Here is an 8,098-nt window from a genome sequence, read left to right as displayed (position 1 = left end):
CCGGGTGCGCGTCGAGGGTGTCCAGCATGCGGGCGACCGTGTCGGGCTGCAGCAGGCAGTCGGGGTTGAGCACCAGCAGGTGCTCGCCGCGCGCCGCCGCCGCCGCCCGGTTCACCGCCGGGCCGAAGCCGAGGTTGGCGTGGTTGTAGATCACCGTCAGCCGCGGCTCGGCGGCATGCGCCTGCTCGACCGACTGCGGCATGCCGTCGGTCGAGCCGTTGTCGATCAGGATCAGCTCCAGCGGCAGCGTGCTCTCGAGCGCCCGCTGCACGCATTCGCGCAACGACGCGCCGCTGTCGGCGCAGACCACGATGACGCTGACCGGGAGCGTTCCTGCGGGAGTGGAGGGAGTAGGCACACCGCAAGTATGCGGGAGCGCAGGAACGGCGAGAACCGGGTGCGGCGTGCCGCGGGCCCGTCCGCACGCCTAGGACCCGCGCTGCCCCAGCACCTCCCGCCACGCCCGCGCCGGCCCTTCCCCGCGCGCAAGCCATGGCCCGTCGTGCCACCCGCACAGCGTCCAGCCGCGCAGGCGGTAGCGACGCCTGCGGTCGCGATCGAGCAGCACCAAGCCGCCGCGTGCAGCCGCGGCGAACCATCGCCCGTCGGGGCTGAAGCTGCCGCGCGCCTGCTCCGCCTTGACCACGCTGCCATCGGCGAAGCGGAAGCGCCCATCCGTCCAGCAGGCCGCTCCGCCGCGCGGATCGGGGCAGTCGCCCTCGATCCATCGCGGCGGCTGCAGTTCGATGAACGTGGCCGCCGGGCCGATAGGCGCGAGCGCAAGCTCAGGCCAGTCGCGCACGTCCGGCTGGTCCAGCGGCTCGCGCAAACCGCGGTCCAGCCACGCTTCCAGCCCGGCCAGCAAGGTGTAGCCGACCAGCGCGCCAAGCCACGCCATCGCCCAGGCGAAGGCGTCGCCGCCCAGCGCGCGCTGCACCGCGAACGACACCCCCGGCAGGCCCCAGCGCAGGCTCAGGCGCAGCAGCCGCGCGTGACCGTGCAGCCGATCGGGCGCGACCAGCAGGCCGGTGCCGATGGCCAGCAGCAAGGGCGCGCCCAGCCACCACGGCAGCACGGCCAGCGCCAGCAGCCAGGCGAGCGCACAGGCCCATCCCGCGCGCGGCACGGTCACGGCGCACCGGCCCCCTCTCCCCCGGCATCGGTGGGAGAAAACGGCAACCAGACCAGGCTTTCCGCGTTGGGCATGCGGCCACGTTACCGCGGGCGAAGCGGAACAGGTGTCTATGGGCAGACGCCGCGCGGCCAGGCCGCCTGCGCTCCTACGCCGGCCCGCGGCGACGCCGCTGGACCGGCGCTACCGGCGCGTCAGCCGCACCACGTCCGCGCGTTGCGGAACATGCGCATCCAGGGCGAATCCTCGCCCCAGGCCTGCGGGTGCCAGCTCATCTGCACGCTGCGGAACACGCGCTCCGGATGCGGCATCAGGATGGTCACGCGACCGTCGGCCGCCGTGAAGCCGGCCAGGCCGCCGGGCGAGCCGTTCGGGTTGAGCGGGTAGTTCTCGGTGGGCCTGCCGCGGTTGTCGACGAAGCGCAGCGCCGCGCCCGACTTCGACGGGCTGCACGCATAGGGGAAGCTCACCCGGCCCTCGCCGTGCGCCACCGCCACCGGGATGCGCGAACCGGCCATACCCTTGAAGAACAGGCTGGGCGAATCGAGCACTTCGAGCGTGGCCAGCCGCGCCTCGTACTGCTCGGAGGCGTTGCGCACGAACTTGGGCCAGTGCTTGGCACCGGGGATGATGTCCTTCAGCTGCGAGAGCATCTGGCAGCCGTTGCAGGCGCCCAGCGCGAACTTCGACGGATCGTTGAAGAACGCCTCGAACTGCGCGCGCATCGCCTCGTTGTAGAGGATCGAAGTCGCCCAGCCGCGGCCGGCGCCCAGCACGTCGCCGTAGGAGAATCCGCCGCAGGCGGCAAAGCCGCGGAAGTCGGCCAGCGTGTGGCGGCCGGCGGCGAGATCGGACATGTGCACGTCCACCGCGTCGAAGCCGGCGCGGGTGAACGCCGCCGCCATCTCGACCTGGCCATTGACGCCCTGCTCGCGCAGGATCGCCACGCGCGGGCGCGCGCCACGGGCGACGTACGGCGCGGCGACGTCCTCGGCAGGGTTGAAGGTGAGCTTGGGCGTTACGCCCGGATCGGCGTCGTCCAGCCGCCACTCCAGTTCGGCGTCGGCGCCGGCGGGGTTGTCGCGCAGGCGCTGCATGGCGTGGCTGGCCTGGTTCCAGGCGCGGAACAGGGCGGTCCAGTTCCACTTGAACACGGCCTCGTTGCCCAGGAACAGCTTGATGCCGAGCTTTTCCTTGGGCCGGCCGATGCGATGGCTCATGCCGGCCAGGCCGTGCTTGACCAGCAGCGCCTCGAACGCTTCCCGGTTGGCGCTGGCCACCTGCAGCACGGCGCCGAGTTCCTCGTTGAACAGCGCGCGCAGGGTCGCCTCGGCCCAGCCGTCCAGATGGATTTCCAGGCCGCAATGGCCGGCGAAGGCCATTTCCAGCAGGGTGACGATGACGCCACCGTCGGAACGATCGTGGTAGGCCAGCAGCATGCCGGCACGGTTCGCTTCCTGCACCAGTTCGAACAGCGCGCGCAGGCGCCTGGCGTCGTCGAGGTCCGGCGGCACGCCGCCGGCGCGGTTGAACACCTGGGTCAGCGCGGAGCCGCCCAGGCGGTCGCGGCCTGCGCCCAGGTCGAGCAGCCACAGTTCCGAATCGCCGCGATCGAGCTTGAGCTGCGGGGTCAGCGTGCGGCGCACGTCGCCGACGCGCGCAAAGCCGGTGATCACCAGCGAGACCGGCGCGACCGTGCGCTGCGGCTGGCTGCCGTCGTGCCACACGGTCTGCATCGAGAGCGAGTCCTTGCCGACCGGGATGGCGATGTCCAGCGACGGGCACAGCTCCATGCCGACAGCCTTGACCGCGTCGAACAGCGCGGCGTCCTCGCCGTCGTGGTTGACCGCGGCCATCCAGTTGGCGGAGAGGCGGATCTCGCTCAAATGTTCGATCGGCGCGGCGGCGAGGTTGGTGATCGCCTCGCCCACAGCCAGCCGCGCGGCGTCGGCGCTGGAGAGCAGCGCCACCGGCGCGCGCTCGGCCATCGCCATCGCCTCGCCCTGGTAGCCGTCGAAATCGGCGAGCGTGACGGCGCAGTCGGCCACCGGCACCTGCCACGGACCGACCATCGGGTCGCGGTGGTTCAAGCCGCCGACGGTGCGGTCGCCGATGGTGATCAGGAAGCTCTTGCTGCCCACCGTAGGCAGGCGCAGCACGCGCTGCACCGCCTCGTCCATGCCGATGCCGGAAAGATCGGGCAGCAGATCCACGCGCGGCTTGATGCGGCGCGCATCGCGGTGCATGCGCGGCGGCTTGCCGAACAGCACGTCCATCGGCAGGTCGATCACGTCGAGATTGCGGCGCGGGTCGCTCACGCGCAGCGTGCGCTCGGCGGTGGCGGTACCGACCACGGCGTATGGGCAGCGCTCGCGCTGGCAGTAGGCCTCGAACTCGGCGAGGTCCTGCGGCGCGATGCCGAGCACGTAGCGCTCCTGCGACTCGTTGCTCCACACCTGCATGGGCGAGAGCGAAGGATCGTCGCAGGGCACCTTGGAGAGGTCGATCTCGCCGCCCACGCCGGCGTCGTTGAGCAGTTCGGGAATCGCGTTGGACAGGCCGCCCGCGCCGACGTCGTGGATGCTGACGATGGGGTTGGCCTCGCCGCGCGCCCAGCAGCTGTCGACCACCTGCTGGCAGCGCCGCTCCATCTCGGCGTTGTCGCGCTGCACCGAGGCGAAATCCAGCTCCGCGCTGGAGGCGCCGGACGCCACCGACGAGGCCGCGCCGCCGCCCAGGCCGATCAGCATGGCCGGGCCGCCCAGCACGATCACCGCATGGCCCGGCTGCAGCGCGCGCTTCTGCACGTGGTCGCGGCGGATGTTGGCCAGGCCGCCGGCGATCATGATCGGCTTGTCGTAGCCGCGGCGCACGCCGGCTTCGCCGGTCTCGTGCTCGTAGGTGCGGAAATAGCCGCCCAGGCAGGGGCGGCCGAATTCGTTGTTGAAGGCGGCGGCGCCGAGCGGGCCGTCGCGCATGATCTCGAAGGCGCTGGCCATGCGCGGCGGCAGCGGGCGATCCACCTCCCACGGCTGCGGCGCGCCCGGGATGCGCAGGTCGGACACCGAGAACCCGGTAAGCCCGGCCTTGGGCTTGGCGCCGCGCCCGGTGGCGCCCTCGTCGCGGATCTCGCCGCCGGCGCCGGTGGCCGCGCCCGGCCAGGGCGCGATCGCGGTGGGGTGGTTGTGCGTCTCGACCTTGATCGCGTAGTCGACCTGCTCCGCGTGTGCGCGCCAGGTGCCATCGCTGTCGGCGAAGAAGCGCCGGCCCGGCTGGCCCTCGATCACCGCCGCGTTGTCCTTGTAGGCCGACAGCGTGTGCGCGGGCGAGCACTGGTGGGTGTGCTTGATCATGGCGAACAGGCTCTTGTCCTGTTCCTCGCCGTCGATCGTCCAGCTGGCGTTGAACACCTTGTGGCGGCAGTGCTCGGAATTGGCCTGCGCGAACATGAACAGTTCCGCGTCGGTCGGATCGCGGCCGAGCTCCGCGTAGCGCGCGGCTAGATAGTCGATCTCGTCCTCGGCCAGCGCCAGCCCCAGTCGTGCGTTGGCGGCGGCCAGCGCGCCAAGCGGATCGCCGCCCAGCTCGATGTGCACCAGATCCCCGGGCGTGCCGGCCAGGAACAGGCCTTGCGCGTCGGCCAGGTCGACCAGCACCGATTGCGTCATCGGATCGTGCAGCACCTCCAGCACGGCCACGTGCGCGGGCGTGCCGGCGTCCGGCAGCCCCGCCACGCTCCAGGCGATGCCGCGCTCCACGCGGCGCACGTCGAAGCCGGCGCCGTGCAGGATGTCGGTGGCCTTGCTCGACCACGGCGAGATGGTGCCCAGCCGCGGCACCGTCCACAGCGTTGCCGGCTCGGGCGCGGCGTCCCTGGCTTCGAGCACCTCGAGCAGGCGCCTGCGCTCGCCGCCTTCGGGCGCATGGTCGGCGTCCAGCACGTAGACGAACCACGCTGCCTGCACGCGGGTGCCCCGGTGCGCCGCATCGAGGCGGGCATTGAGGCGATCCAGACGAAACGGCGAAAGGGCGCTCTGCCCGTCGAAAGCGATCATGCGGGGGAATTCGGCGCGGGAAAGGAAGTCGCCTATTCTACCCGATGCCGCCGGGCGGCCCATGCACGCCGCCCTCACGCCGCGCGGCCCTGGCGGGCTCAGCCGCCGGTATCGCCCTGCTGCAGCAGCTTGAGCAGCTTGTCCGGCGTCACGTAGCCGCCCAGCATCATGCCGTCGGGGCCGAGGATCGTGGGGGTGCCGCTGACCCCCAGCCGCACGCCCAGGTCGAACTCGTCCTTGACCGGATTGGCGCACTGCGCCGGCTTGGGGGCCTTGCCCTGCTTGGCTGCGGTGAACGCCGCCCTGCGGTCGGCCGCGCACCAGACCGAAACCATCTCGGTATAGGTAGCGGTCGGGTTGCCGGCGGTGGTGGTGACGCCTTCGCGCGGCCAGGCCAGGTATTCGACCGCGATGCCCTCGGCATTGATCTGGTCGATGTGCGAATGGAACATGCGGCAATAACCGCAGTTGACGTCGGAGAACACCGTGACGGTGTACTTCGGGTGCGGCGGCGCGAACACGATCCGCTGCGCGGCCGGCACCTTGGCCAGTTCGGCCTTGCGGAAGGCCGCCCAGGCCCGCTCGCTCAGGTTGCGTTTGCTGCCCAGGTCGATCAGGTCGCCGTTGAGCATGTATTTGCCGTCGGTGCTCACGTACACCAGCTGGCCCGAGGCGATCACCTGGTAGAAGCCCGGCAGCGACGCAGGCGCGACCGAATCGAACTGGACGCCCGGGGCCAGCTTCTGCAGCGCCGCGCGCACGACCTGTTCGGTGGCCGGGTCGACCGCGGCGGGGCCCGCGCCCTGGCGATCGGCCGCGCAGGCAGCCAGTGCGAAGGCGCCGGCCAACAGCGCGAAAGACAGTTTCCTGAACATCGAGAACCTCGCGGCCGCGCGGGGAAGGCGGCGATGGGAGTCCGATTCTGGCACAGCAGGCGTGAGCACGCGCTTGCTTCCGCTCACATGGGGGCGGCCTTTGCGTTCGCCTTCTTTCCCACTTTGAAACGAGGATTGAGGTGAAGGGTGGGTGCTTGCGGACGAGCCCGAGGGAGCAAAGCCTCGCCAGCCTTCTCCCCGGAGAGGAAAGGGAGCCGAACCTTCAGCCGCGAGGATGGTGTTTCGCGTGCAGGCGCTTGAGGCCCTCCTTGGCCACCAGCGTGTAGATCTGCGTGGTGCTCAGCGAGGCGTGGCCCAGCAGCAGTTGCAGCGCGCGCAGGTCGGCGCCGTGGTTGAGCAGGTGGGTGGCGAAGGAATGCCGCAGCACGTGCGGCGAGATCCGCTTCGGCTCGATGCCGACCGCAAGCGCATGGCGCTTGACCAGGATCCAGAACATCTGCCGCGTCATGCCCTCGCCGCGCTGGCTCAGGAACAGCGCCGCCGGCTGGCGCCCTTTCGCCAGTGCCGGCCGTGCCTGTGCGAGATAGGCCTCGATGCGCTCCAGCGCCACCTCGCCGACGGGCACCAGCCGGTCCTTGCCGCCCTTGCCGGTGATCCGCAGCACGCCCTGGCGCGCGTTGAGCGCGGCCAGCGGCAGCTCCACCAGTTCGGATACGCGCAAACCCGAGGCGTACATCAGTTCCAGCATGGCGCGGTCGCGCAGGCCCAGCGTGGTGCTGTCATCGGGCGCCGCCAGCAGCCCCTCGATCTCGCGCTCGGCCAGCGCCTTGGGCAGGCTGCGCGGCATGCGCGGACGCTCGATCAGCAGGGTCGGGTCCTCGAACCCCGGCATGTCACGGGCCAGCTGGCCGTAGTAGCGGCGGAAGGCGGACTGGCGCCGCGCCATCGAACGCACCGCGGCACGCTGGCCGCCGTGATAGGCCGACAGATCCTCGCGCCTGGCCGTGTTCAGGCTGCGCCCGCGCTCGGCGAGCCAGCGCGCGAGTCCTTCCAGATCCCGCCGGTAGGCTTCCAGTGTGCGGTCGGCCAGGCCGTCTTCGGACCATACCCGTTCGAGGAACGCCGCAATGCTGCGCTGGTCCGCTTCGGCGATACTTGTGCTCTTTTCCTGCATGCCCCGATGCTCGCCGCGCACCGCGGTGGGCGCAAGCGAAAACATCCATGGATCCAACACACGCCTCCGTTCCCTGCCCGCTCTGGCGACGCCTGACCGCGCTGGTCTACGACCTGCTCGCTGTGATGGCGATCGTGATGGTGGTGGGGTTGCTCTGCCAGCTCGCCACCGGCGGCCGGCTGATCGCCACCGGCCCGCACACGACGATCGCCTGGTGGTACCAGCCCTTGCAGGGCCTGGTGGTGGCCGCGTACTTCGCCCTCTCCTGGCTGCGCGGAGGGCAGACGCTCGGCATGCGTCCGTGGCATATCCGCCTGGTCGCCGCCGACGGCGGCAAGGTGATGCCGGGCCAGGCGCTGCGCCGGTTGATCGTCGCCGCGCTGCCACTGCTTCTGCTGGAGCTGGCACCGTGGCTTGGGCTGCAGGTCGCGCTGTGGGCGATGGCGATCGGCTGGGCGCTGTGGTTCGCCCCGGCGCTGCTCGATCCCCGGCGGCGCGCGCTGCACGACCTTGCGGCCGGCACCGAGTTGCAGCAGTTCGGCTGAGCGCTTCGTTTCCCGAGTGGACGCGCGTCGGACTCGCGAGTGTGCGCTGACGCGCTTGCCCGTCGTTCTTTCCGTGGCGCTTCCGCGACCTGGCTCGCCTGCGGCGGGCTTTCGATCGCCTGCCGGCGCTCGAGTCACTTCTCTTTGCGGGCCCAAAGAGAAGTAACCAGAGAAATGGCCTTTAGAGCGGGCAACCCGATGGGAGGCAAGAGCTAGGAGCCATTACGCAAGCAAGTGGCGTGGCGGCTCTTAGAGGATCTACAGCCGCTACGCCGCGAGCGCTCAGTAACTGAGGCTAGGGAAGCCGGGCTGCTGCTTATCGCTTGCATCATCGATCCCTGCCGCTGGTCTGCTGC

The 8,098-nt window shown here is 70.8% G+C and carries 6 protein-coding genes; 1 reads left to right on the top strand and 5 read right to left on the bottom strand.

What is annotated here, in order from left to right; translation table 11 throughout:
• The 5 genes from HOQ08_RS07865 to xerD all read right to left on the bottom strand — a co-directional run.
• The coding region (locus HOQ08_RS07865; RefSeq protein WP_291193031.1) for a glycosyltransferase at positions 1-358 on the bottom strand (358 nt) is incomplete at its 3' end.
• 69 nt (positions 359-427) lie between these two features.
• On the bottom strand, positions 428-1,132 hold the full coding sequence (locus tag HOQ08_RS07860; protein ID WP_291193029.1) for a hypothetical protein: 705 nt from the start codon (positions 1,130-1,132) through the stop codon (positions 428-430).
• 194 nt (positions 1,133-1,326) lie between these two features.
• Entirely contained in the window at positions 1,327-5,187 is a 3,861-nt protein-coding gene (gene purL, locus HOQ08_RS07855; RefSeq protein ID WP_291193027.1) for a phosphoribosylformylglycinamidine synthase, read from the bottom strand.
• A gap of 98 nt (positions 5,188-5,285) precedes the next feature.
• Positions 5,286-6,062 carry a DsbC family protein gene (locus HOQ08_RS07850; RefSeq protein ID WP_291193025.1) on the bottom strand — a complete coding sequence of 259 codons (777 nt, stop codon included), beginning with the start codon at positions 6,060-6,062 and terminating at the stop codon, positions 5,286-5,288.
• A gap of 223 nt (positions 6,063-6,285) precedes the next feature.
• Positions 6,286-7,197, bottom strand: coding sequence for a site-specific tyrosine recombinase XerD (gene xerD / locus HOQ08_RS07845; RefSeq protein WP_291193033.1), 912 nt, complete (start codon positions 7,195-7,197; stop codon positions 6,286-6,288).
• A gap of 47 nt (positions 7,198-7,244) precedes the next feature.
• On the opposite strand from xerD, the gene HOQ08_RS07840 reads away from it, so the two are divergent.
• Positions 7,245-7,742 carry an RDD family protein gene (locus tag HOQ08_RS07840; RefSeq protein ID WP_291193023.1) on the top strand — a complete coding sequence of 166 codons (498 nt, stop codon included), beginning with the start codon at positions 7,245-7,247 and terminating at the stop codon, positions 7,740-7,742.
• Positions 7,743-8,098 lie beyond the last annotated feature (356 nt).

The organism is Frateuria sp. (genome assembly GCF_013362045.1).
Classification (GTDB): Bacteria; Pseudomonadota; Gammaproteobacteria; order Xanthomonadales; family Rhodanobacteraceae; genus Frateuria_A.
The sequence above is the reverse complement of the archived record's forward strand: the minus strand, read 5'-3'. Positions and strand labels throughout refer to the sequence as shown.